At 58.4% G+C, this 24693-nt stretch carries 21 protein-coding genes and 1 pseudogene; 13 read left to right on the top strand and 9 right to left on the bottom strand.

The window, feature by feature from the left end; genetic code table 11:
* Nucleotides 1-150: 150 nt before the first annotated feature.
* A complete protein-coding gene (locus D3P04_RS05975) occupies nucleotides 151-915 on the bottom strand; it encodes an aspartate/glutamate racemase family protein (protein WP_119747128.1) in 765 nt (254 codons plus the stop codon).
* 11 nt (nucleotides 916-926) lie between these two features.
* Nucleotides 927-1544 carry a flavin reductase family protein gene (locus D3P04_RS05970; protein ID WP_119746884.1) on the bottom strand — a complete coding sequence of 206 codons (618 nt, stop codon included), beginning with the start codon at nucleotides 1542-1544 and terminating at the stop codon, nucleotides 927-929.
* 132 nt (nucleotides 1545-1676) lie between these two features.
* On the opposite strand from D3P04_RS05970, the gene D3P04_RS05965 reads away from it, so the two are divergent.
* Nucleotides 1677-2345, top strand: a complete 669-nt coding sequence (locus D3P04_RS05965) for a GntR family transcriptional regulator (RefSeq protein ID WP_119746882.1) — start codon at nucleotides 1677-1679, stop codon at nucleotides 2343-2345.
* An 11-nt stretch (nucleotides 2346-2356) separates the two neighbouring features.
* Here the strand turns inward: D3P04_RS05965 and D3P04_RS05960 are convergent, their stop codons facing one another.
* Complete coding sequence (locus D3P04_RS05960) at nucleotides 2357-3241, bottom strand: LysR family transcriptional regulator (protein ID WP_119746880.1); 885 nt, start codon at nucleotides 3239-3241, stop codon at nucleotides 2357-2359.
* A gap of 191 nt (nucleotides 3242-3432) precedes the next feature.
* Between D3P04_RS05960 and D3P04_RS05955 the strand changes: the two genes are divergently transcribed.
* From D3P04_RS05955 to D3P04_RS05935, 5 genes are all read left to right on the top strand, one after another.
* On the top strand, nucleotides 3433-4764 hold the full coding sequence (locus D3P04_RS05955; protein ID WP_119746878.1) for a C4-dicarboxylate transporter DctA: 1332 nt from the start codon (nucleotides 3433-3435) through the stop codon (nucleotides 4762-4764).
* Between the two features lie 52 nt (nucleotides 4765-4816).
* Nucleotides 4817-5701, top strand: coding sequence for a bifunctional allantoicase/(S)-ureidoglycine aminohydrolase (locus D3P04_RS05950; protein WP_119747126.1), 885 nt, complete (start codon nucleotides 4817-4819; stop codon nucleotides 5699-5701).
* A 235-nt stretch (nucleotides 5702-5936) separates the two neighbouring features.
* Nucleotides 5937-7277 (top strand): DUF4123 domain-containing protein, encoded by a 1341-nt coding sequence (locus D3P04_RS05945; RefSeq protein ID WP_182912749.1) that lies wholly within the window; start codon nucleotides 5937-5939, stop codon nucleotides 7275-7277.
* Complete coding sequence (locus D3P04_RS05940; protein WP_119746874.1) at nucleotides 7270-8577, top strand: reprolysin-like metallopeptidase; 1308 nt, start codon at nucleotides 7270-7272, stop codon at nucleotides 8575-8577. Before D3P04_RS05945 ends, D3P04_RS05940 begins: the two co-directional genes overlap by 8 nt.
* Nucleotides 8570-9346, top strand: a complete 777-nt coding sequence (locus tag D3P04_RS05935) for a hypothetical protein (RefSeq protein WP_119746872.1) — start codon at nucleotides 8570-8572, stop codon at nucleotides 9344-9346. The genes D3P04_RS05940 and D3P04_RS05935 overlap by 8 nt, the downstream gene beginning before the upstream one ends.
* A 287-nt stretch (nucleotides 9347-9633) precedes the next feature.
* On the opposite strand, the pseudogene D3P04_RS05930 reads toward D3P04_RS05935, so the two are convergent.
* Nucleotides 9634-10112: pseudogene (locus D3P04_RS05930) on the bottom strand (IS5 family transposase); the annotation flags it as partial.
* Nucleotides 10113-10550: 438 nt separating this feature from the next.
* On the opposite strand from D3P04_RS05930, the gene D3P04_RS23065 reads away from it, so the two are divergent.
* Both D3P04_RS23065 and D3P04_RS05920 read left to right on the top strand, forming a co-directional pair.
* Nucleotides 10551-11555, top strand: a complete 1005-nt coding sequence (locus tag D3P04_RS23065) for a hypothetical protein (RefSeq protein ID WP_147391894.1) — start codon at nucleotides 10551-10553, stop codon at nucleotides 11553-11555.
* 800 nt (nucleotides 11556-12355) lie between these two features.
* Nucleotides 12356-13819: an alanine/glycine:cation symporter family protein gene (locus tag D3P04_RS05920; RefSeq protein WP_119746868.1), complete on the top strand. Its 1464-nt coding sequence runs from the start codon at nucleotides 12356-12358 to the stop codon at nucleotides 13817-13819.
* A 311-nt stretch (nucleotides 13820-14130) separates the two neighbouring features.
* On the opposite strand, the gene D3P04_RS05910 is transcribed toward D3P04_RS05920, so the two are convergent.
* From D3P04_RS05910 to D3P04_RS05890, 5 genes are read right to left on the bottom strand one after another with little or no spacing between them, the layout of a single operon-like run.
* Nucleotides 14131-15588, bottom strand: coding sequence for an aldehyde dehydrogenase family protein (locus tag D3P04_RS05910; RefSeq protein WP_182912748.1), 1458 nt, complete (start codon nucleotides 15586-15588; stop codon nucleotides 14131-14133).
* A 1-nt stretch (nucleotide 15589) separates the two neighbouring features.
* Entirely contained in the window at nucleotides 15590-16990 is a 1401-nt protein-coding gene (locus tag D3P04_RS05905) for an FAD-dependent oxidoreductase (RefSeq protein WP_119746862.1), read from the bottom strand.
* Entirely contained in the window at nucleotides 16987-17286 is a 300-nt protein-coding gene (locus D3P04_RS05900) for a (2Fe-2S)-binding protein (protein ID WP_220475277.1), read from the bottom strand. The genes D3P04_RS05905 and D3P04_RS05900 overlap by 4 nt, the downstream gene beginning before the upstream one ends.
* Nucleotides 17276-18406 carry an NAD(P)/FAD-dependent oxidoreductase gene (locus D3P04_RS05895; protein WP_182912747.1) on the bottom strand — a complete coding sequence of 377 codons (1131 nt, stop codon included), beginning with the start codon at nucleotides 18404-18406 and terminating at the stop codon, nucleotides 17276-17278. The genes D3P04_RS05900 and D3P04_RS05895 overlap by 11 nt, the downstream gene beginning before the upstream one ends.
* Nucleotides 18403-19128 carry a GntR family transcriptional regulator gene (locus tag D3P04_RS05890; RefSeq protein WP_119746859.1) on the bottom strand — a complete coding sequence of 242 codons (726 nt, stop codon included), beginning with the start codon at nucleotides 19126-19128 and terminating at the stop codon, nucleotides 18403-18405. The genes D3P04_RS05895 and D3P04_RS05890 overlap by 4 nt, the downstream gene beginning before the upstream one ends.
* 86 nt (nucleotides 19129-19214) lie before the next feature.
* Here D3P04_RS05890 and D3P04_RS05885 point away from each other — a divergent pair, with 86 nt between their 5' ends.
* The 5 genes from D3P04_RS05885 (at nucleotide 19215) to D3P04_RS05865 (ending at nucleotide 24626) form a co-directional block, all read left to right on the top strand.
* Nucleotides 19215-20126: a dihydrodipicolinate synthase family protein gene (locus tag D3P04_RS05885; RefSeq protein ID WP_182912745.1), complete on the top strand. Its 912-nt coding sequence runs from the start codon at nucleotides 19215-19217 to the stop codon at nucleotides 20124-20126.
* A gap of 62 nt (nucleotides 20127-20188) precedes the next feature.
* Nucleotides 20189-21028 carry a transporter substrate-binding domain-containing protein gene (locus D3P04_RS05880; RefSeq protein WP_119746855.1) on the top strand — a complete coding sequence of 280 codons (840 nt, stop codon included), beginning with the start codon at nucleotides 20189-20191 and terminating at the stop codon, nucleotides 21026-21028.
* A gap of 72 nt (nucleotides 21029-21100) precedes the next feature.
* Nucleotides 21101-21766 carry an amino acid ABC transporter permease gene (locus D3P04_RS05875; RefSeq protein ID WP_119746853.1) on the top strand — a complete coding sequence of 222 codons (666 nt, stop codon included), beginning with the start codon at nucleotides 21101-21103 and terminating at the stop codon, nucleotides 21764-21766.
* Nucleotides 21766-22530: an amino acid ABC transporter ATP-binding protein gene (locus tag D3P04_RS05870; protein WP_119746851.1), complete on the top strand. Its 765-nt coding sequence runs from the start codon at nucleotides 21766-21768 to the stop codon at nucleotides 22528-22530. Before D3P04_RS05875 ends, D3P04_RS05870 begins: the two co-directional genes overlap by 1 nt.
* A 56-nt stretch (nucleotides 22531-22586) precedes the next feature.
* Entirely contained in the window at nucleotides 22587-24626 is a 2040-nt protein-coding gene (locus tag D3P04_RS05865) for an NADH:flavin oxidoreductase (RefSeq protein WP_119746849.1), read from the top strand.
* Nucleotides 24627-24693: the final 67 nt, after the last annotated feature.

Here is a 24693-nt window from a genome sequence, read left to right as displayed (position 1 = left end):
GCAAGACCATCTCCCCTTCACCACAGTATGTCGTGGATGCTAATTGTCAATCTTATTGTCGACAATTTAGCCTACAATAAATTCCTCCATCACCGCACGCATTCTCGTCAACTGGTCTTTCGGCAGGCAGAACGACGCCCGGACCGGTGTTCAATTGCCAACTTCCTGGGCAGTCTGGACATCATTTGTGGCCGGGCCGCCTCTCCGGCCCGATTCGATCTTCTGCCGCGGAAAGTCGTAGGCGTTGATCTTCGACGTCCGCAGACCCGCTCCAAGCAGCGCCTCGGCGATCTTGACCCCGACGATGACACCATCGATCACGACGACGCCGGTCGCTTCGAACAAGGCAGGGGCCAGTTCGGACATGCCCGCGCATCCCAGAACGACGGCCTCGGCCCCGTCCTCATCCCGGGCGCGGCGAATTTCGGACAGAAGCAGATCATACGCATTCCCCATATCCGCTTCCAGTTCGAGCACCGGCAGGTTGATGCAGCGCACCTTGCGGCAGTGGCGATGCGCGCCATAGCGCTGCACCAGTTCCTCGATCGCCGGGACCGACCGGGGCAGCGTGGTGATGATCGAGAAGCGCTTGGCGAGTATCATCGCCGCCTGGATACCGGCCTGACAGATGCCGATGACCGGCCCCGCCGCCACCTCGCGCGCAGCATCAAGGCCCGGATCGTCGAAGCAGACGATGACCGTCGCCTGCGCACCCTGCGCTTCGGCCGAACGAATCTGGGCCAGCATGCCGGGAACCGACATCGCCTCATCCGTGAAGCCCTCGATGCTTTGCGGGGCGCCCTGCCCCGTCGCCACGGCAAGGCGCGTGGTCGGCAGTACGACCTGCAAGGCACTGCGGGCCGCCTGCTCGGTCATCGAAACGGTCGCATTCGGATTTATAAGAAGAATACGCATCTGCAACCTGATCACCTGGCGATTTCATCAAGACTGGGCGGCTTCAGTTCGAATTGCCGATCCGCCACAATGTAATTGTCGGCATGAAGACGGGCGATCGGATGGTAGGTGCCCGCATCGACATAGCGGCCCTGCGCGTCCAGACAGTCGCGCCGGACATGCATATGCACCACCTCGCCCAGAATGATCACGCGGCGCGGATATTCGATCAGGCGGTCGACGCGGCATTCCATCGCGCAGGGGCTGGCGGTCAGCCGCGGGCAAGCCACCTGAGCGCCGGGCGAGACCTGTTCACGCGCAAGCTGCAACTCATCCACGTCGCTATCCACGCCCAACCCGCAGATCAGCATGGTCCGCGACAGCGCCATGTCGATCATGTTCACCGTGAATTCGCCGGTATCCCGGATATTGGCAACGGTATCCTTTTCGCACCCATCCGCACGCGGCTGAATGCCCAGCGCAAGGATCGCCGGATCATGCGAGAAGACGTTGAAGAAACTCATCGGGGCGCCATTGTCGCGGCCCGCTGCCGAACGCGTGGTGACCAGCGCGATCGGGCGCGGCCCCACGAAGTTGGTCAGCAGCCGGTAGCGGTCCCGAGGATGCAGTTCAGTCAGATCAAATTCCATGTCACCCCCGTCAATCTCAGTCTTCTTGTCTCATTATGTCTACATAATTGTCAACAATAATGATGGCATTTTGATCTGGACCCCATGAAACCAGATGAGCTATGACGGTTTGACTCTAAATCGAGACCGTGAATGGAAACGCTGACCGTCGAACAGATCGCCGAACGAATCTGGCTCTCCATCGCCGAACGCCGCCTGCGTCCGGGCATGCGCCTGAAAGAGATCGAACTCGCCGAAGTTTTCGGGGTCAGCCGCGCGCGCGTGCGTCAGGTTCTTGCCATGCTGGAGCGCGACGGGCTGGTTGTGATCGAAAGCAACAAGGGCGCGGTCGTCGCCAAACCGGGCGTGGAAGATGCGAAGGATATCTTCCATATCCGCTCTGCCGTCGAGCAACGCGTCCTTGAACGCCTGACCGGACAGCTCGACGCGGCCAAGCTGGTCGAGATGTTCGAACATGTCGCCAAGGAACGGATCGCCAATAACAGCAACAACCAGCGCGAGATCATCAAGCTGTCGGGCGGTTTCCACGTCATGCTGGCCGAGATGGCCGAAGCCGAGTTCCTCTGTGGTCTGATGCGCGATCTGGTCAGCCGGACATCATTGATCACCGCCGCCTTCCGCGATTCCAACAAGCATAATTGCGGCCCTGACGAACATGAAGAGATCCTGCTGCACCTGAAGAACGGCGATCTCGAAGCCGCCAAGAAAGCCATGGCGGACCATCTGGAACATGTCGAAAGCGAGCTGAAGCTTTTGCAGGATCGTGCTCCTCCAAAAAGCCTCCGCGACGCTCTGGTATAGGATTCGTCGACTCAGCCTGTCGCAAGCACTTCACGCATCGCGGCCAGAAAGCTGTTCAAAGCAGGCGTCCGGTCATGCTGGCGATAGACGGCGAATACATCCGAAACCGGCGGATCCGGGTGGATGGGCAGAAAGACCAGCGGCCCGGTGGTCAATCTGGCAATCGCCGCAGGAACCACGCTGACGCCAAAACCCGCGACGATCAGGCTGGGAATGGATTGCGCGTCCATGACTTGCTGGGAAATTCTGGCCCGATAACCACTCGAGGAAATATGGGACATGACATGGGCGGCGAAATCCGAACTGTCCGGCCGCAGGATTACATGCGGATCATCGCGCAGATCCCAAAGCGAGACGCTTTCCTGACCGGCGGCAGGATGATCCTCGGGCAGCAATGCGACAAGCTCCTCGCGCCAGGCGAATTCATAGGTCAGTTCATCGTCTGAGGGAATCGAACGGTTGAAACTGACATCGGCGCGGCGGCTGATCACCTCGCTGATCTGTATGGCGGGCGATTGTTCATGGATCCGCACCGTGATTCGCGGATGATCGCGGCAGAACCCGGCCAGCAGATCGGCCAGGCCGCCGCGCAGGATGGATCCGGTCGTGCCGATCTCGATCAATCCGTCCTGCCCGGCATTGATTTCCCGAATTTCCAGCAGGCTTCGCTCGTGCTGGGCCAGGATGTTGCGGGCACGCTGAAGAAATGCTTCGCCCGCGCGGGTCAGAGTCATCCTGCGACTGGTGCGATTGATCAGAGCGGCATCAACCTCGCGCTCAAGCGACTGAATTAGCGTGCTTAATGGTGGTTGAGACATATGTAGCCGTCTGGCTGCGCGAGTGAAATTGGATTCCTCGGCCAGAACCACGAAACATTGCAGCTGACGTATTCTCATATCGAAACCGAATAGATATGTAATAATTCGATATTAGACTCAAATATCGAATTGACCAATATCCCCCCAATTAAAAAGCGGCCTGTCAGGGTATCCGGACGGACGCGGCCCATTCGGCAAGGCGGTGCCTGCCGATAGTTCGTGCAATGTCGGTCTTCCGTACCAGGCCGCCCGTTTAGGGAGGACGGAATATGCCAAACTGGTCCAGATCGCTGTTCGGACAGGTCTGTATTGCGCTGGTGCTGGGGGTCATGGTGGGTTTCTTCGCCCCCGAGTTCGCCGCCAGCATGAAGCCTTTGGGAGACGGCTTCATCAAGCTGATCAAGATGCTGATCCCCGCCATCGTGTTCTGTGTCGTGGTTCACGGCATTGCCGGAGCCGGTGATCTGAAGAAGGTCGGCCGCGTCGGCGTTCGGGCGATCATCTATTTCGAGGTCATCACAACGATCGCACTGGTTCTGGGGATCATGCTGGCCTATATCTTCCAGCCTGGGGCGGGCATGAATATCGACACCAGCACGCTGGATGCCTCGGCTCTTGGGGCCTATGTTGATCGCGCCCATGAGGTCAGTCAGGGCGGCACGGTCGAATTCCTGATGAAACTGATCCCCACCACGATTTTCAGCGGTTTTGCGACCGGAGATGTGCTGCAGGTGCTGCTGGTCGCGGTCCTGTTCGGCTGCGCGCTTTCCCTGCTGGGAGAGCGGGGACGCCCGCTTCTGTCGATGATCGAGCTGGCCGGTGATACGACGTTCAAGATCATGGGCTTCATTGTCCGTCTGGCGCCGCTTGGGGTCTTTGGAGCGATCGCCTATACCGTGGGCAGCTACGGCATCGGATCGCTGGCGATGCTGGGTTATCTGGTTGCGCTGTTCTATGTGACGGTCGCGATCTTCGTCGTCGCGGTGCTGGGCACCGTGATGAGAATTTCGGGCTTCAGCATCTTCAAGCTGATCCGCTATCTGCGCACCGAAATCGGCATCGTCGCCGGTACCGCAAGCAGCGATGCGGTCCTTCCGCAAACCATGCGCAAGCTGGAACATCTGGGCATCAAGGATTCGACCGTCGGGCTTGTTGTTCCCACGGGCTATTCGTTCAATCTCGATGCCTTCTCGATCTATCTGACCCTCGCCGCGCTGTTCATCGCGCAGGCGACGAATACCGACTTGTCGCTCATGGAATTGCTGACGATCCTTGGGGTGGCACTGATCACCTCGAAGGGCGCGCATGGGGTACCGGGTTCGGCCATCGTGATCCTTGCGGCGACCCTGACCGCCATTCCGGCTATTCCGGCCATCGGTCTGGTTCTGGTCCTGTCGGTGGATTGGTTCATGGGCATCGCCCGCGCGCTTGGGAACTATCTGGGCAATTGCGTCGCCACGATGGCGGTCGCCTCCTGGGTCGGCGATATCGACCGTGACCGGGCCCAGCGCGTCCTCGACGGCGAGGAATTGAACAGCCCCGACATACTGGAAGAACCCGCCCCGTCGAGCAAAACCGAAGAACAGGTGCAGCATGTATGATCCTATCGAAAAAGAAGCCGGAATGCCCGAGCAGGCACCGTCCATGACTGATATGCCCCCGGAGGGCGCCCCTCGTGATGATATCGCGCAGATTCCCCGCAAACAGCCCCGTGCCGTTCCCTATGCCGGACCGGTTGCCGGCCTGCCGCCGCAGAGCGGTCTGACCACCGACACGGCAGTTTTCACCGATGCCTATGCGATCGTCCCGCGCTCCGTGATGCGCGATATCGTCACCAGCTATCTGCCCGGCTGGGAAGGCATGCGCATGTGGGTGCTGGCCCGCCCGCTTTCGGGTTTTGCCGAAACCTTCAGCCAGTATATCGTGGAACTGGCCGAAGGCGGTGGCAGCGATCAGCCCGATGACGATCCCGAAATCGAACATGCGATCTTCGTGACCGCAGGGGCTCTGCGTGTCACCATCGACGGGACGGCGCATGATCTGACGCCCGGCGGTTTCGCCTATATCCCCCCGGGCACGCCGTGGCAGGTGCATAACCGTGCGTCCGGCGAGACCGGCTTTCACTGGTGGCGCAAACGCTGGCAGCCCTGCAAGGGCGTCGACCGGCCCGATCCGATCATCGCGCAGGAACAGGATATCGATCCTTCCGCCATGCCCGATACGGATGGCGCCTGGGCCACGACGCGGTTCATGGATCCGGCCGATCTGCGCCATGACATGCATATCACCGTCGTCACGCTGCAGCCCGGCGGCTCGATCCCCTTCGCCGAGACCCATGTGATGGAACATGGCCTGTTCGTGCTGGAGGGCAAGGCCGTCTATCGCCTAAACCGCGACTGGGCCGAGGTCGGCCCGGGTGATTTCATGTGGCTGCGCGCCTTCTGCCCACAGGCCTGCTATGCGGGCGGGCCGGGCCGGTTCCGCTATCTTCTGTACAAGGACGTCAACCGTCACGCCGCCCTCTGGCAGAACCGCTGAAAGACGCGGAGGCTTCCCTTTAACGGTTATTGTCTCATATCAGGATAGGACGCGCTTAAATCGGATCATGGCGATAAATGCTTCACGATATCTCGCCACCAGCGCAGAAGACCGGGATCCTTGCATAATTGACAGCCATTACGGATGCTGACAAGCTTCGGGCAAAGTGATACCCGAGCTTTCAACCATTGCTTAACTTATGCCATTTCCCGGTCCATCACCATTGACCCGACAATTGCCCCCGCACACGACCGACAGCCTGTCGCTGAACCACACTGAAATCCCTTTTCAGTTCCAGGATCAGACCGGTGTTCCATTCTGGGACCGTCCGGCCTGCCCGGGGCCGTTATATCCGGATTTCTGCGAGTTTTCGCCGGGTGAGCAACTTTACGTCGTAATGGATGGCGCAACCCGACAGCAGCATCTGGGTGCCAATGACCTTGAAACCTATCAGGAAACGCTGTCCGCCGCCCCATTTTTCACGACCGGCACCGCCCGGGACGAATATGGCCCGTGGCTGCTGGCTCTTGGCGTCGAGGGACGCATTCGCGCGCGTTTTCTGGAATCGATGTTCAGTCGCGAAGCCGCGCCACTCACCGGAATATTTCTGAAAACCCATGCCTCTTACTCAGAGCTCCGTTCGCATCTGCGCGGCCTGACCAAAGTCTGCCCGGATCCGGATTCCGATCCCTCGATTTTCTTACGCTTTTGGGATCCCCGGACGACAGCGGCGCTGTTCAAGGCCAATCTGCACCGCAGCGAGTTTATCGAACGGCTTTGCCATACCCGTTCGGGTACGCCAATTATCTGGTACGCCGCCACTGCGCATGACCGGATGCATCGCTTCGCCCCGACCGGGAAGGTTACCGCTCTGCGCAGCCGATCGCCGCTTATCCTTGAACCGCGTGATCGGGCTGCCCTGAATGACGTCGGATTTGCTGCCTTGGGAAGTGTCATCGGTAACTGGCTGAGCGGCTCTTATCCGAACCTGTCGGATATCGGCCATGCCGCGCAGGAGCGGATCGGCCAGCACGTCGTGACGATCGGCAGGCAGCACCGCTTTACCCTGAAGGACGAGTTTTCCCAGCTGGCGCATCTCATGCACTATCTTGGCGGATGGTTCGGGCAAACGAATATTTTTCCGGAAATCGATGCGGTTCTGAAAACGCAGGGCACAGGACGCCATCGCGCCATGCAAGGGGTCTTTGCCGAAGCCTGGCTCCGCTCTCATCTGCCGGCGATGCTGCGCGCGCGTCAGGACATTCTTGACGACCCGCTTCTGCAAGGCGACGGCCTTCCACAAATCGACGAAACCGAATTGTCGCCACTGTTGGCCCGACATATTGCCGACAGCGATATGCCGGCCGTCGCCCGCATGTCGCGTCTGGTCGAAGCCGATACCACAAGCCGCAGGGCGCCATCCGCGCTTGTGCCCCTGATTACCCTGATCAGCCTGTTCCTGGGCTATCGCTTTTTCGACGATCCCTTTCGTGGCGCAACGCCGGGTGCTGCGCGAGACTGGCATGCGACCAGTCGGCAAGGCTGGGAAATGCTGAGGAGTTTTGACTATGCGTGATGAACAAACGCCACCGGCGGCCCCGAAAGGCGAGCCTCCGTCCGGCAATGTGTCATCGATCGCGACCTGCTGCCCCCTGGTCAGCACCTTTCAGGGCTCCTCGCGCCCCGAGCGGGTCAAGGGATTCGATCCGCGCACGAATCTGGTGAACCAGCGGGGTACCGGGGAATATTGGGTTCCTCCCGAGAAAGGTAAAACGGCGCCATCGGATCGCTATACCCAGGATGGTGCTGCCTGGGCCTCGGTTGGACTGCAGCAAGAGGTGGAACTGGAGATCGGTTTCGAGGGCCAGTCCGGAAATGGCTGCCTTGCCAATTGCACCTTCGAGACCGTGCCGGACGGAATTATCGAGATCACGACCCCCGGGATCGCATCCAATAACGCGATATTCCGACTGCGCGGGCTTGCCGAGGGCGAAACGACGATCAAGGTCAGATGCGACGGCGCGGATATCGGCTGGGTTCACGTGGTCTGTTATGCCCCGATCCAGATCAGGGCTGTTGTCGGAAGCGTCGTCACACCCAGAACGCGTTCGGTCGGATACAGCATATCCGCGATGGAAAAGGTCCTTAATGCCGCCTTCAAACACGCCCTGATCAGCTTCAGGCTCCAGGATGCCGGAGATATCAATATGGGCGGCAATGTGGGTATGGCGGCCAAGGAAGCAGAATATCGCGTGAACCTGACCGAAGAGCAAATTCCGCCGATGTTCTCGGACGGATATGGTGATGTCGCAGGCGATGCCCTGACGCCCTTTTTCAACGATGATCTCATCTTTGCCAAGGATCTTGCGGCAATAGTGGAAAGGGTTACAGCAGCGCGCTTCCCTGGGCGGTTGCCTGTCTTGTACTATGTTCCGACGGATGCAGTTGCTCTGGCAAACGGTTCAGTTCCTGAAGTCGGCATGAGCCCGGCATTCTGCTTCAAGGATTTCACTGACGCGACCGTCTCGGGCTACGGGCTGGAGGATACCTACGCCATCATGGCCCATGAAATAGGCCATGTTTTAGGGCTCCGTCACCCCCATGACCCGAATTGCACCGAGCTTCCCCCGCATCTGAGGAACTCTGTCAACCGGACGGTCATGGACGAGCCCGCGACCAATACCGAACCGGCAATCATCACCGCAGGAAAGCCCGTCGGGGTCGAACGAAACCGGATTGCCATCATGTCACGGGATCCCTTGAACCTGATGGGCTATTGGCCCGCGTTCCGCGAACAACTTTTCCTTCGCAAAAAGCAGTGGGATACCTGCCGTGCAGGTGCGTTGCGACATAAGGACGCTAACCGTAATGGCTGATATTGATTATCTGACGCAACATTGTCCGATAGAGGTGGTGGAATATGTTCCCCACACGAATCCGCGCGATCCGGTCATGACCCTATGGCCAAATGACGATTTCTATGGCGATACATATGACCAGAACTGTAAAATCGCGGTCCTTGACTATTACAGTGACGGCATTGGCACTTATTCGCATACCAACTGGGATACGGGTTATCTATGGGTGGCGGTCGACTATATCGATAAAGCCTCCCCCGCAGTGCAACGCAAAGTGCATGACGCAATGCGCCGACTTATCGCTTCGGACAAACCCATTGCCGGAGGCATTATAGTAGTCTTGCGACGCGAGTTTCCTGAACTTGATATGCGAGAGGAACTGTCTGCGCGCTTCAAAACTCTTCCGTCACCAGAAGAAATCGCTCAGGATGAACAGAAGCAAAGTTATGCATTTTATCTTGCGCTATGGGGCGATCGGCTCGCTTTCGACCGGATTGAAAAAGCCATCTCAGGCATGAAAGCTCCGGGAACAGTACTGAGTTACCTAAGATATCTGTACAATTGGGACATCCCCGGCCGAGAAAAAATCTTCAGGACCTATATCAATGACGGACGTTCGACCAGCGATGTGAACGGGAATATCGGTCTGGCGGTTGCCGATTGGGCTCGGGTCTTCCTTGGAATGCAACGCTACACCGGCAAGAGGGTTCACCTGAACGCAGCAGGGGAAGTGGTCGAGTACAAGGACACCCCGGCGGGCCAAGGCATTCCGCCATATCATCGGTGATAACGGACCACCCGGTTCGGCTGGACAAATACATCTGGAAAAATCATCCTGCGAATCCGGTATGTTATAGCATGTCGCGCCCGCCCGAATTCGCTTCCCCTCCTTCTTCTTTGTCCAAATACCTCGGGGATCCGGGGGCAGCGTCCCCGGCCATCGCGGGACGCAAATAACCGGCGTTTCCCGCTCAGCGCGGCACGCTCTAGCTGGACGGCACAGGTCGTCCGGCACCTCTGTCGTGACGGGCGGGTCAAACTGCCACGGGCCGCGACTGCTAGGCTCAGGACTGATAGCCAGTAGATGACGATGGCTGCGAGAGCGATGGCGGATAGGAAGACTTTCGGACACCTGTCGTCACAGGTTGCCACGCACCGCCAGTCCTTGAGCCTTCCGAACATGATCTCGATATGGTTGCGACGTTTGTAGCGGCACCTGTCATACTTCACAGGCGTCTTGCGCTGTTTGCGGCCGGGGATGCAGGCGGGTATCCGCTTGTCTTGCAGGGCTTCCCGGAACCAGTCGGCGTAGCCGCGATCCCCAAGCAGCCAGTCGACCTTCGGAAGCGCCCGTGCGCCAATGTAGTCGCTGACCTGCCCGGCCGAGACAAAGAGGTTGAGTGGACGACCTTGGCTGTCGCAGATCGCGTGCAGCTTGGTGTTCATCCCTCCTTTGGTGGGACCGATTAGGCGGCCACGCCCCCTTTTTTGACGCCCGGACTGGACGCCGTGCGATGGGCCTTCAGGCAGGTGGCGTCGATCATCAACACGCGGTTTGCCGTGGGACTTCGGGAAGTAGGGCTCCAGACGCGCCATCTGCGCGGTTGATCCACGGATTGTCGGCATGATCCCCGTGCCGAGCTATGTGCGAGTGTGGCTTGCCGCAAGGCACGCCTGTTCCGAGACCGGGGCGCTTCAAGAAGACGACTACAGTGGCGCAAGTTACTCATCGCATTCTGGAAATATACCAATGCAGACATCGTGATCGAAAGCGCTGTGCTGAAGGCCATCTGCCAATGAAGGGCTCCATGGCGTTTCATTCAGCGACGGGAACCCCTACCAAGGCCGAGGTCGCCCTCACGCTCTGTTGCAGCAACATCAGGGTGGGGTTGCAAACTCATATAAAAAATATAGTCTAGCATGGGTCGAGGAACGATCCCTGGCTCTTTTTTTGAATGCGAAAATTACTAAAATGATGTGGATCCGTTTTTATGGATAACTCCAAGCCTGTTGCTTACCTGCGCATTGGATCTGACAAAGCCGGCACTACCTCAATTGGTAATCTCGTTACGCGCCACCCTGAATTCTTTACGGATGCTGATATTTTCCCCTTCCGAAGGAATTTTATCCATATAGTTGATCGAATCTTGCAGGATGCAGGGATCAACGCTCCTTATTTTGCATATCATGGCCGCGTTCCGCGTCTTGTGGATGAATCAGAGAAATTTATTAACGATTATTCGGCGGGCCGCTTCAATGATAGCTCGTTGTTTCTATACACCGAGGTCATATGGGGGCGTTGTGCTAAGATCCCTCAACGTGCCACACTATCCGGCGATATTTTGCGGGCAATTCAGAACTGGCTATCCAATCATCGTTTGAAAATTATCTTACATTTACGCCGCGCAGATCTTTATTTTGAATCCCTTTACGGACAATCAGTCAAGGGTGGAAGAGGAGTGCCTCTAGAGGAATTTGTCAATGGAATTCGAGCGCGCACATTCAATGAAAGTCACCTCAGATTTCTTCGCAATGCTGAAGAAGTTATTGGTCGTGACAATATAATCATTCGCCCATTTGAGCGCGCCAGTCTCGTGGAAGGAGATCTGATTCAGGATTTGGCGTTCTTTTTGAATATTAAGAATAATGATTCCATTAATCTTTCAACTGGAAACGAAAGATTACATAGATCTGTTACGGAGGTTCTTGTTGAAAACTTTGATGGTGGGAAAAATAAATTTACCAACAAATTATTGTTTGATATTTCAGATGAAATATATCGCCGTGGAGTGAAGGATCAGCGTTATTTTTTGGAAAACAAGTTACGACAAGAGATTATATCGCTCCATAAGGATTTCTATTCGTATTTAAGTAGACACTATATGAGCAATGAGCCAGTTTTTAGAGAAAGAATTCCCTGCATTGAAGACGCCAGTTACAAGGTGAATCCAGAGATTCGCGCATTTATCCTGGACCGACTCGAAAAGGGAATATGATGCAGCCTGCATCAATTCTGGAGCAGGGAAACGCATATTCGACAATGGGCAGATCGAGTTGAAGCGCGGTCCCTGCTTCTCATACTTGTTCGCCGCCTGATCCACGAAAGCCAACGGCGATTATGACAAGCGGGTCAATGAGCTCAGTACCGAAACACGGCAGAATGCAGCGTTTGTCTTCGTGACGCCTTGACGATGGGCCGGTAAAAGTGCTGGTTCTTTTCAGATCGGCACCCGCCTGCATGACGTTTCGACACAAGGCTGCACTTCGATCAGCGGTAGCGAAGGCGGGAAATCTCGACCCTGAGACCTGGCATGGTTGGAAACCGTCATTCTTGCCGGACGACGGAGCCATTGCCGTTTCTCAAATTCAAGGCCAATACTGATACCCCGCCCCCTTCGGAGATGAGTAGGCCTTCATCGTTTCGTTACTTTGGGCAACGCATGAATGTTGGTGATATCCTGATCCACAAAATGATGCCCACAGCATCAACTGGCGGGATATTTATTGAATTTACCTTGCAAATTCGCCTTTGTCGCGCTTGTTTCCGGAGTTGTTGTGCCACCGTTTTGACAGTTCCGCGCTCGAATATCCACGGGCCGTCAGCAAGCGGATGATCTGCTTCGATTTCGCCAGATTCTGCCGCCAACCGCAATGTACGCAATGCGACTGCACCGCAAATGGCCAGCTTGACATCGCCTGACAGGTGCATCGCTGACACGGCGGACGACTGAGGGTTGACATTCGATACCGACGCGGCCGTCATGAGCGTATATGAACCGTGGAAGGGAGCTGATACATGGATGGACTAGAAGCTTTTCTGGGCCAGATCGGCAGTATCGTCTGGGGGCCGTATCTGTTGATTCCCCTGTTGCTGGGGACCGGGCTTTACCTGACATGGACATTGGGTGGCATCCAGTTCAGCCGCCTTTGGCCTGCGCTTCGCCTTGGTCTGATCAAGCGCAGCGATGACACCCAGGACGGCGATATTTCACAGTTTCAGGCCCTGACCACGGCAATGGCCGCGACGGTCGGCACGGGCAATATCGTCGGTGTCGCGACCGCAATCAGCGCTGGCGGCCCGGGTGCCTTATTCTGGATGTGGGTCACGGCGCTCTTGGGTATGGCGTCGAAATATTCCGAAGCCTTCCTGGGCGTCCGTTTTCGCACGACGGATGCGGCGGGTGAGAAGAATGGCGGCCCCCAGTATTATCTGGAACGAGGCATTCCAGGAGGGTTCGGCAAATTCCTCGCCATCAGCTTTGCGATCTTTGCGGTCTGTGCCTGCTTTGGCATCGGCAATATGACTCAGGGCAACTCGATCGCATCAAACTTGACGAACAGCTTCAACATCCCAAATTGGGTCACCGGCCTGGTACTGGCGGTCCTGACCCTGGTCGTGCTGATCGGCGGTATCAAATCCATCGGGCGCGTCACCGCCGGTCTGGTCCCGGTGATGATCCTGTTCTACGTGCTGGGCGCGATCTATATCCTGCTGGCGAATATCAGCGCGGTTCCCGCCGCTCTCGGTCAGATCTTCAGCGAGGCCTTCACTGGTAGCGCCGCGGTCGGAGGCTTTATCGGCTCGACGATCATGATCGCCGTCCAATTCGGAGTTGCTCGCGGGATCTTCTCGAACGAATCCGGCATGGGTTCGGCAGCCATTGCCGCGGCCTCCGCCCAGACCACTCATCCTGTGCGTCAGGGGCTGGTGTCGATGACGCAGACCTTCATTGATACAATCATCGTCGTCAGCTGTACCGGTCTGGTCATCGTCACTACAGGCGTCTGGCATCAGACCGACCCGGGAACGGGAGAGCAGATTTCAGCCGCGATCATGACGGGAGAGGCGTTCAGCCACGGCTTGCCGGGTCAATGGGGGCACTGGATCGTGACCATTGGGCTGGCGTTGTTTGCCTACTCCACCATCCTCGGCTGGGCTTACTACGGCGAACGCAATCTCGAACGCCTGATCGGTCGCGGTGGCGTCATGCCTTTCCGTGTGCTGTTTTCGCTGATTGTCTATATCGGCTGCACGGTTCAGCTTGGCGTGGTCTGGAATTTTTCGGATGTGATGAATGGATTGATGGCCATTCCGAACCTGATCGGCCTGCTGCTGCTGTCCGGTTTGATCGCGCGCGAAACCCGGTTCTATCTGAAGCATGACCCGGGGCTGGAAGCCAACCGCGCCGAGATCGAGGCGTTCATGCAAGGGCAGCAGGGCTGGGAAGAGTGGAAACGCAGCGAGCGGGGAGAACTATAGGCAAGAGTGCCAAAGGCTCGTCTCGCCCGGGTCTTAGATCGGGCATCGTGACCGTATTCGTCGAACCTTACGCGTTCGAATCCCTTCGCGCTTCGCCATTTCAGTCCACGAATGGGCACAGGGTTTACATCCCTGCCCGCCCACAATGTCTGAAGCAGCCGGGATTTCGATCCCATGATCCCGACTTCGCCGGAATCGACCTCAATGCGCCGGGCGCGCACGGGTGGCGGCACCCTTGAAGCCGATGAAGAGTGAAGGGTGGAAATTGTCGGTGCGGCCCTTTCCGGGACCGCACCGAAGCAGTTCTCCATTCAAAGTTTGGCGGTAATGGTCTTCACGGCGAAATAGGCACGCAGGGCTTCAAGCCCTTTTTCCCGACCGAAGCCGCTGTTCTTGGTTCCGCCAAACGGTGTTTCCACGCCACCTGCAAAATACTGGTTGATATAAATCTGCCCGGCCGAAACCACGCGGCCAAAGCGCATGGCCTTGGAGAAATCGGTCGTATAGATACCGGCCACCAGACCAAAACTCGTGCATTCCGCCAATGCGCAGGCATGGTCGAAATCCTTGGCGATCTGGATGGTCAGGACGGGGCCGAAGATCTCTTCCTGTACCGCGGGCGTGTCGATATGGTCCGATTTCAGCAAAGTGGGCGCATAGAACCAGCCACCCAGCCCATCAGGCTTCAGGATTTTGCCGCCTTCCAGCAATTCCGCGCCTGCCTCGATGCTTGCCGAGACGATGCCATCGATTTTTTGCAGTTGTTGTTGCGACACGATCGGCCCAAGCGCCGGATCATCAAGCCCGCGACCGGGCGTCATCTCGCGAACCCGCGCCCGCAGCTTCGCGATAAACGCATCGGCACAGCCCTGCTCGATCACAAGGCGCGATCCAGCCGAGCAGACCTGACCGGCATTGGTGAAGATCGCCTTCATAACGCCTTCGAGGGCGGCGTCCTGATCGCCGTCATTCAGTACGACAACAGGGGATTTTCCGCCCAATTCCATCGTCACCGAGGCAACATGCTCTGCAGCGCTGCGCATGACATTGATCCCGGTCGCAACCGAGCCCGTAAAGGTCACATGGGCGATATCCGGATGGGCCACGAGCGGTGCACCGGTCGTGGCGCCCGAACCGCAAACGATGTTCACCACCCCATCGGGCAAGCCAGCCTCTTTCAGGATCGGCCCAAGCATCAATGCGGTCAGCGGCGTTTGTTCGGCAGGCTTGACCACCGCGGTCGCGCCCGCAGCCAAAGCCGGGGCAAGTCCGCGAGTCGTGGTGACCAATGGGAAGTTCCATGGAATGATATGCGCGGTTACCCCGATCGGCTCATGCTGGGTGAAGGACACGAAATCCTTGCCCAAAGGGATCGTGTCACCCTGAAGCTTGTCTGCCATTCCGGCATAATATTCGAAATAACGCGCCGAGGTTTCGATATCGCCTTTGGCTTCCCGCAGGGGTTTGCCGCTGTCCTGCGATTCGACAATTGCCAGTTCTTCGGCGTTGGCACGGATGCCCTGTGCGATCCGGTAGAGGATCTGGCTGCGCTGGGCGGGGGTCGTGTCGGCCCAGATGCCTGTCAGTGCCACCTTGGCGGATTGCACCGCCCGGTCGACCACTGCGGCATCAGCGACCGGCACTTCGCAAAGGACTTCGCCGGTTGCGGGATCATGGGTGGGGATGCTGTCCTTGTTGCCGGTGGGGATGTGGGCGCCGTCGATATAAGGGTTCAGATTGATCTTGTTGTGAAGTCCGATATCTTTCACGTCATTCTCCAGTTTGGTGAATTTGAGGTTCGTCCGGTTCGGGGACCGGCAGAGCGTCTCTGTCCGCGGCAATCTGTTGCAGCGGCAAGGGACGCAATGGCGGGCGCACGCGGGGGCGCGTGGCAAAATCGTCGGGAAGACCGAGAAGGGTGGCGGCGGAAGGTAGGCAGTTACGCCCCTGACAACGCCCCATGCCCAGCCGCGTCGCAGTTTTCAGAACATTCAGGCTGCCCGTTTCGATACGAGGATGGGCTTGCAACTCCGCCAGGCGCAGAGCCTCGCAACGGCAGATGACAGTGTCCGGCGTGGCTGCCGTCAGGGGCGGATCATGGAGATAAGCCAGGTTCAACCTGCGCCTGAAGCCGTCAAGCCGGGCATAGGTTCGGATATGCTGCGCCGGTATATCCTGGCCCAGAATTGCATGAGCGGCGATGCGTCCTTCTGCAATGGCGACCTTGACGCCACCGATCCCGGCGCCGTCGCCGATCGCATAGACACCCGGGACAGAGGTTTCTAGCGTGGATGAGCGCTCAGGAACTGCACCGTTCAGGGCGGGTTCCATGCGCATCCGGCATCCGAACAGCCTTGCAGGTTCCGATCCGGGGATAAGACCATAGCCGGTAACCAGTATATCGGCCGCGATCCCGAGACGCGCGTTTTCATCGGGCCGCCCATCGGGTCCGACCTTGGCGATGGTGATATTCCGCAGCTCGTGCTCGCCCTCGGCAGCGGCGATGATCTGGCCGAAATGCAGCGGGACGCGTTTGGCAAGCATGGAGATGCGATAACCCAGCGCCTGCCGGACGATGCCCGGAGCGGATCGCAGGCCGCTTGCGACGGCGGGCAGCAATCGGGTGGCCCGCTGGGCTTCGATCACGCGGACGACATTGGCCCCGGCGCGGATCAGCGTCGCTGCCGTGACCAGAACGAGGGGCCCGTTTCCGGCAACCACGACGCGCCCCTCCGGGATCAGCCCTTGTCCCTTGATAAGATTGAGGCAGCCGCCGGAGGAGATCACGCCGGGAAATGTCCAGCCGGGAAACGGCATCGGCATGTCCTGCGCGCCCGTCGCCAGCACAACCGCGCTTGCGTCAAGACGGCCGCTGCCGTCCTTGCCCGCAAAGGCGATCCGGTGCGGAGAGACTGCGGCCCATAAGGTATTGGCGCGGAGAAAGCGGACATTCGGGTGATCCATCACCTGAGCCAACGCTGCAAAGCCCTGCCGATCATGCGGGAGGTTGCGGAAATCGGCGGAAAATGTACGGGGCAATTGCCGGTAATACTGACCACCAGCCTGCTGGTTTTCGTCTATGATGACGATATCGCGGCCCGCCTGGGCCAGCACCGATGCACAGGCCAGCCCTGCCGGACCGGCGCCTATGATTACGACCGGAGCTGTCATGATATACCCTCATCCGCGGTGAAGATCGTCATGCCATGCGCAAGCGGCTCCATACAGCTTCGCACGGTGCGTCGCCCATCTATCCGGACCGCACATTCCCAGCATTGGCCCATGCCGCAGTAATAACCCCGCTGCCCGGCGTCGCGCGGCGAGATGCGTTGCGAAAGAATACCCGCGCGCAAAAGGGCGGAGGCGATGCTTTCGCCCTGATGGCCGGACATCGCGGTACCATTGAAGGTGAAATCCACCGGCTGCCCCGGCTGAATGCCGGGTACGTGACGAAATCTAGGCATCATGAAACCTTGCTGGATCGAATAGGTCGATAGGGCGGGAGGATTCCTGTCCGGTCATGACCTCGGTCAGAAGGCGCGCCATTGCCGGGCCAAGGGTAAAACCGCCCCGGGCGCAGGCCGCAACGAAGATGTCGGGATGGCCGGGAAGAGAGCCCAGATAGGGCATGGAATCCGGGGTCACGCCTTCATAACCGGCCCAGCTTCGCAGCGCGTTCAGCCCCGCCAGCCCCGGTACGACGCGTAGCGCCAGACGGATATTCTGAATCATCTGGTCGTAATCGACATCCTTACGGCGATCCGCCAGCGTTCCGATCCCCTGCCAGCCGCCGCCAATCAGGCAACTGCCGTTGACGGCCTGTTTCAGCGTCAGGATGCCACGTGCGTGACTGACCAGACCCTGCATCGTGAAAGGCGCGGGCTCGGTCACCGTGACCATGTTCACATCCAGCGAAACGGGCAGATTGATCCCCAGCATCGCTCCGGCATTCTGTGTCCATGCGCCGGTTGTGATCGCCAGACGGGTTCCCCGGAAACGGCCATGCGAAGTCTCGATCCGAGGGCGGGGGCCGGGCTCGATGGCATGGGCCGGGTGATGCGGAAAGATGTTCGCGCCTGCCTGTTTTGCCGCCTGTGCAAGCGCCGGCCCCATCAGCGTCGGGCTGGCGAAGCCGTCTTGTGGCGAAAATGTTGCCGCGACCACATCGGGCGAAAGCCAGGGCGCGCGGTCGCTGATCTGCTGACGGGTCAATATCTCGATTGTGGCGCCAAGTCTGGCCTGCTGTTCGGCGGTATCCCGCAGCCGCTCTGCCTCGTCCTCTGTCATGGCGACCTTGTAGCCACCCGGGCGTTTGACATGTGCGTCTATGCCGAAACCGGCCTGCAATTCCTGCCACAATTCCCATGACCAGAGACTAAGGGGAACCAGCGCAGGCAGTTTGTTCTGCACCCCTAACGAGCCGGCATTGACCGCTGATGCCTCGGTCCAGATATCGCCCTGATCCAGAACCGCAACGCTTTGTCCGGTCCGCGCCAATTGCAGCGCAGTGAAAAGTCCGACGATGCCGCCGCCCAGTATGACGGTGTCGAAATCATGCTGATCCGGGCCGGTCGGAAGGACCGTCAACGCTTCCCCCCCTTGGATCCCGACACCAGCATCTGCGCCTCTCGAGCCCGGCGCAGATATTCAAGCAATGCTTCTTCCGAACGTTTCAGATCTGCCACGACCGCCGCGCGCAGCCCGTCCGGATCGCCTGTCGAGGCGCAGGTCAGAATTTGATCATGCGGGCTGGAATCCGCCCGATGCTGGGTCAGGATCGGATACATGTTGCGTAGCGTCGGACCGATGCGCAGCCAGAGGCTTTCGACGATTTGCAATCTTATGGGCATCTTTGCCGCTGCGTAGATACGGAAATGAAGATTGGCGTTCAGGCGCAAGGCTTCGCGATAATCCTTGCCCGACAGGGCAACGATGAAATCGGCCTGCATCTCGCGCAGGGCATCGATATCCTCGGATGTCAGGATGGTCGCCGCGCCTTCTGCCAGTTCTCCTTCCAGAGCTCTGCGGATCTGGAAGATTTCCCGGATTTCGTCCTCATGACGCGAGGGGATGATGATGGCATTGCGGTCAGTCGTCTGCAAAATCCCGTTTGATGCCAACCGCAGCACTGCCTCGCGCACCGGGGTGACGCTGACCTCAAAGTCGCGTGCAAGCTGGCGAAGGTTGATTCGGTCGTCGGGAGCAAAGCCTCCGGACAGAATCATGCGCGATAATTGTCCGTGGATCTGCTCGGCCAAAGAGTCGTTTCGCACAGCGCTGAACGCATCGCCTGAACTGTTTTCCCACATGATTTCACCGGCTCCAAAAAAATCATTGCATCCTTTAAAATACGATATATCGTGTAGCAAATTTGATCAACCAGAAAGGACAGGGCGTGAGCAAAAATGATTGGAGCGGGGTTTTGACCGCGGCGATTACCCCGTTTGACGCGGATGGACAGGTCGATGAAAAGGCGCTGCACGCACATCTTGACCGCATGCTTGCGGCGGGGGTTGCGGGTTTCGTCGTGTCGGGAAGCACGGGCGAATATTACTCGATGTCGGCGGATGAGCGGAAAGCGCTGTTTTCGCTTGTTGCCGACCGCTACGGTGACCGCGCGATGCTGATCGCAGGCACCTCTTCGCTGAACCACGCCGATACCCTGGAATTGACGCGTCACGCGAAAGAAATCGGCTTCGACGGCTGCATGTTGCTTCCGCCGGTCTATTGCCTACCCACCGCTGCCGAGATCCGCGCCGCCGTGGCCGAGGTGGCCGGGATCGGTCTGCCGGTCATGCTTTACAACAACCCTGCGCGGGTGGGCGTCAATCTGACGCCGGCCCTGACTGCCGAATTGGCTGCCATCCCGAATGTCGTTGCTTACAAGGAAAGCGCCCGCGACCTTTATGCCGTGGCCGAGACATATTACGCGACCCGCGACAAATTGCGGCATTTCGCCGGGCTTGAGCCATATCTGTCCAGCCTGCTCAGCCGTGGCGCGTCGGGATCGGTTTCGACCATCTCGAATATCTGCGCGGCCGAAGTCGTCGCGACCTATGACGCTTATCGCGCGGGTGATCTGGAAGAGATGTCGCGCAACCAGCAGATCATTGATCAACTCTATCACCTGATGGCGCGTTCGGGTCTGTCGAATTTTGCTTTCGTCAAGGCAGGCATGGCGGCGCTGGGACTGAACGGAGGGACCGTGCGGCGCCCGCACAAAGCTGCGGAAGCGGAGGCGATCGCGGAAATCGGCAAGGGTATTCGCGCCATCTACGCAGCTGCGGGCAAGGCCGTTCCCCAGTAACGGATCGGACCGGACGTCAAGAAGCCGGGCCCATCCCCCACACCCCGACAAGGAGTTAGGATATGAGACTGAATTTTGGCGTAATACTCGTCACAACCGGCGCGGCTTTTGCGCTGGCGTCCCCGGCACTTGCCGATCCGGTCTGGGATCGCATCGAAAGCAGTGGCACAATCGTTTGCGGCGCGATCCCCAGTGATCCCATCGGATCCTGGATGGATCGCGACACCGGTCAGTGGGAAGGCTACGAGATCGATCTGTGCCGCGCGATTGCTGCCGATCTGGGCGAGGAAATGGGCAAGGAACTGAAGGTCGAGTTTCATGAAACCAGTTGGCGCACCATCGTTCTGGACCTGCAATCGCAAAAGATCGATATCTGGCCGGGCATGAGCGCAACCGAAGAGCGTGAAAAGGCGCTTTCGATGGTCGGGCCGATCTATGATCTCGCGTTCTGCGCCATGGATGGGAAGAACGCACAGGTCGGCAAGACGTGGGAAGAGCTGAATTCCCCGGATGTGCGGATTGCGACCGTTACGGGAACCAGCGTCGAGGATGCCTTCAAGGAGATGGCACCGAAGGCGCAGCATATCTCGCTGACCGAATATTCCGAGATCACGCTGGCTGTTCAGTCCGGTCGGGCGGATATCATGGGTGCCGATGTGCTGCGGTGCCTCAATGTCATGGAATCGGCGTCAAATGTCTTCAATAGCGTTTTCTTTCCCGCACCGGTGAAGTCGATGGGTTCCTCTGCCGGGCTCCTCAAATCGGCCGATCGCCTGACCCCGTGGCTGGCGGAATGGGGAAAAACCCACCGGGAAGACGGCACGATCCAGGAGATCTTCATGAACGTACTGGAAAAGGTCGGATACGATTCCGACATGGTGCCGCCCGAAGTTCAATTCTGAGCCCCGGCACCAGACAGACGCGCGGAGGCCCAGGGGCTTCCGCGCAGGCTCCTATAGCTCAGGGAAGAATTAATGGGATATGAATATGACTGGTCGGTCGTTCTCGAGCCATCGCTGTGGCTGGATGCGATCTACATCACTCTTGTCTATGGTCTGGGCACGACATTCGTCGGGCTGGTTCTGGGCCTGGTTCTGGGATTGATCCTCATCAGTTCCTTTGCGCCGGGACGTTGGCTGGTACAACTTTTCATCGGTGTCTTTCGCTGCACGCCGGCGCTTATCCAGATCGTATGGTTCTATTATGCCTTTCCAATCGTTCTGGGCGTAAATCTTCCCGCATGGCTTGCCGCGGGATGTGGGCTGACCTTCTATATGGCCGCATTCTCGGCCGAGATATTCCGTGGCGGCGTCCAGTCGATCGACGCGCGACAATGGAGCGCCTGCCGCTCTCTCTGCATGTCCTATTGGCAAACGATGCGTTATGTCATCCTGCCGCAGACCTTCCGGCGGATGACTCCGGCAATCGTCAATCAGGCGATCATCCAGTTCAAGAATACGTCGCTGTTGTCCGTCGTCGCAGTCCATGACCTGATGTATACCGCCAACACGCTGACGGCCCAGACCTATCGGCCCCTAGAGGTTCTGACCTTCGCAGCCGTGATCTACATGCTCATGATATGGCCGTTGGCAAGCCTGACCAATCGCTATGAACGCCGCACCAACGAGAGGTTGTTGTGATGTCTTTCATCGAAATCGAGAACCTGACCAAGGACTTCGGAGAGTTTCGCGCGCTGAACGGTGTAAGCTTTCAGCTCGAAGAAGGGAAAACCGCTGCCATCATCGGATCATCCGGTTGCGGAAAGTCCACCTTTCTTCGCTGTCTCAATATGCTGGAAACCCCGACAGAGGCGCGCTTGCGTATCGGCGACAAGGAGGTTCGCTTCTCCAACGGCCAGACGCTTGGCAAAGAGCGGGAAGCCTTCGGTTTCCGCCGCGAGATGGCGATGGTTTTTCAAAGCTTCGATCTGTTCCCGCATATGACGGCCCTTCAGAACGTGGCACTGGCGCCCAACAAGGTGCGGAAGCTGCCCCGCAAACAGGCGGAACAACAGGCGCTGCAACTTCTGGATCGGATGGGTTTGCGTGCGAAGGCCGGAAGCTACCCGACGCAGCTTTCAGGCGGTCAGCAACAGCGCGTCGCCATTGCTCGCGCGCTGGCGATGGAACCGAAGGTGCTGCTGTTCGACGAGGCGACATCGGCGCTTGATCCCGAACTGGTGGGCGAGGTTCTGGACGTGATGAAGGTTCTCGCGCAGGACGGCCGGACCATGATTGTCGTGACGCATGAGCTGCATTTCGCCCGCGATGTCGCGGATGTGCTGATCTATTTCGACAAGGGCCAGATCGCGGAAATCGGGCCGCCTGCCGAATTGCTGGCCAATCCCAAGACCGATCGGCTGAAGTCTTTCCTGACCCGCTACAATCACGTGCTGGCTAACTGAGCAACAACGATTGCGAAATCTTCCGGCAAATCTTCGCTAGATAAGGAACGAACCCAATGTCCGGGTATGATGCCCTTCTTCAACCTTTCCGCTTGCGCGACCTGACATTGCGCAATCGCATTGTGAGTACCGCCCATGCCCCCGGTTACAGTGTTCAGTCGCTGGCCGGAGAAAGGTACCGCCGGTATCATGAGGAAAAAGCCAAAGGCGGTGTCGCCCTGACGATGATCGGCGGATCAACCGCCGTCTCCATGGATTCGGCCGCGCCGTTCGGTCAGCTTACGCTCGCCGAAGATCGGGCGATCCCGCATATCAAATCCCTGGTCGACGCGGTGCACGAGCATGGCGCGGCCGTGTTTTGTCAGATCTCCCACGCGGGCCGACGGGGGCGCTGGGATTCAGGAGCGTGGATTCCACCGGTCAGCGCGTCACCCGTGCGCGAAGCACAGCACCGCTCGTTTCCGCGGGAAATGGAAGACTGGGATTTCGAGCGCATTCTGCAGGATTTCCAAGCCGCCGGACAACGTGCCGCTGCCGCTGAGCTCGACGGGATCGAGCTGCTGTTTGCGGGTGGGCAGATCGCATTGCAGTTCCTGTCGCCGGCGGTAAACCAGCGGGTGGATCAATATGGCGGCAATCTGGAAAACCGCCTGCGCTTTCCCTTGCAGATCATCGATGCGGTCCGGCGGGGTCTTGGCGACAAGCTGGTGCTTGGGGTAAGGATCACCGGCGACGAATTCTTTGAATCAGGGCTTGCGCAGGAAGACTGTCTGGAAATTGCCAAGGCTATCGCCGGCACCGGAAACGTTGATTACCTTAATGTCATGGCAAGCACGGTATATGACTGGCGAACCGCGTCGCTGTCGATGCCTAGCATGGGCGGACCGCTTGCCCCCTATCTCTCGATGGCCGGCGCAATAAAGGCCGCGGTTTCCATACCTGTCCTTCACGCGAACAGGATTCTGGATTTCGCCACTGCCGCACGTGCGATCGAAGACGGGTTGATCGATCTTGTCGGCATGACCCGTGCCCAGATTGCGGATCCGCATATGGTGCGCAAGATGATCGAACGTCGCGAAAGCGATATCCGGCCATGTGTCGGGGCCAATTACTGCATCAGCCGGATCTATGCCGGCGGAGAGGCGCTGTGTCTCCAGAACCCGGCAACCGGTCGTGAAACCTCGCTGCCTCATGCCGTGCCGCGCGGGGATAAGCAGAAGAGCGTGGTCGTGGTTGGCGGCGGGCCCGCCGGGCTTGAAGCGGCGCGGGTTTCCGCAGAGCGGGGTCATAAGGTGACCCTGATCGAGGCGGAGCCACAGGCAGGGGGGCAGATCAATATCGCAGCCAGGGTCAAATGGCGGCAGGATTTGCAGACCATTCCGCAATGGCTGGAAGATCAGTGCAGAAAGCTGGGCGTTGATATCTGGCTTGGCTACATGGCCGATGCGCAGATGGTCGAGCGCTTTTCTCCGGACATCGTCGTCATTGCGACCGGCGGCTTTCCCAATGTCGGTGACATTGATGGCATGGAGCATGTCTATAGCAGCTGGGATATGCTTGGGGGGCGCGTGGAAATCGGTGATCGTGTGCTGATGTTCGACGATCAGGGTGCGGATTCGGGTATAAGCTGCGCCGATTTCCTGTCGGAGGCCAACAAAAATCTGGAAGTCGTCACCCCGGAGCGGCATCTTGGCGTCGAGGCCGGAGCCTATACCTTTCCGACATATCTGTCCCATTTGTACACGAACGGGACAAGGATATCTCCGGACAGGAGATTGCGGAGCGTAAGGCGCACAGGCAACAGCCTGGTTGCGGTGCTGCGCAATGAATACACGCTCGAGGAAGAAGAGCGCGAGGTCGATCAGGTCGTATGCGACAATGGCACGCTGCCGAATGACGATCTTTACATCGAATTGAAAGCGCAGTCGTTAAACCTGGGGGCGGTGGATTATAAAGCCCTGACGGAAGGGCGTCCGCAAAATGTCGTTTCGAATCCGAACGGGAAATACATGTTGTTCAGGGTAGGTGATGCCGTCGCTTGCCGGAACATTCATGCGGCGCTTTATGACAGTCTGCGGTTGTGCAAGGATTTCTAGCAGGATGCCTGCACAACATTGCAGCATGATTGGCATTTGTCATGCAGGGCGTCCTGCATCTAAATGG

Source organism: Paracoccus onubensis (genome assembly GCF_003591515.1).
GTDB classification, from domain to species: Bacteria; Pseudomonadota; Alphaproteobacteria; order Rhodobacterales; family Rhodobacteraceae; genus Paracoccus; species Paracoccus onubensis.
This window is presented reverse-complemented; position numbering and strand designations above follow the sequence as displayed.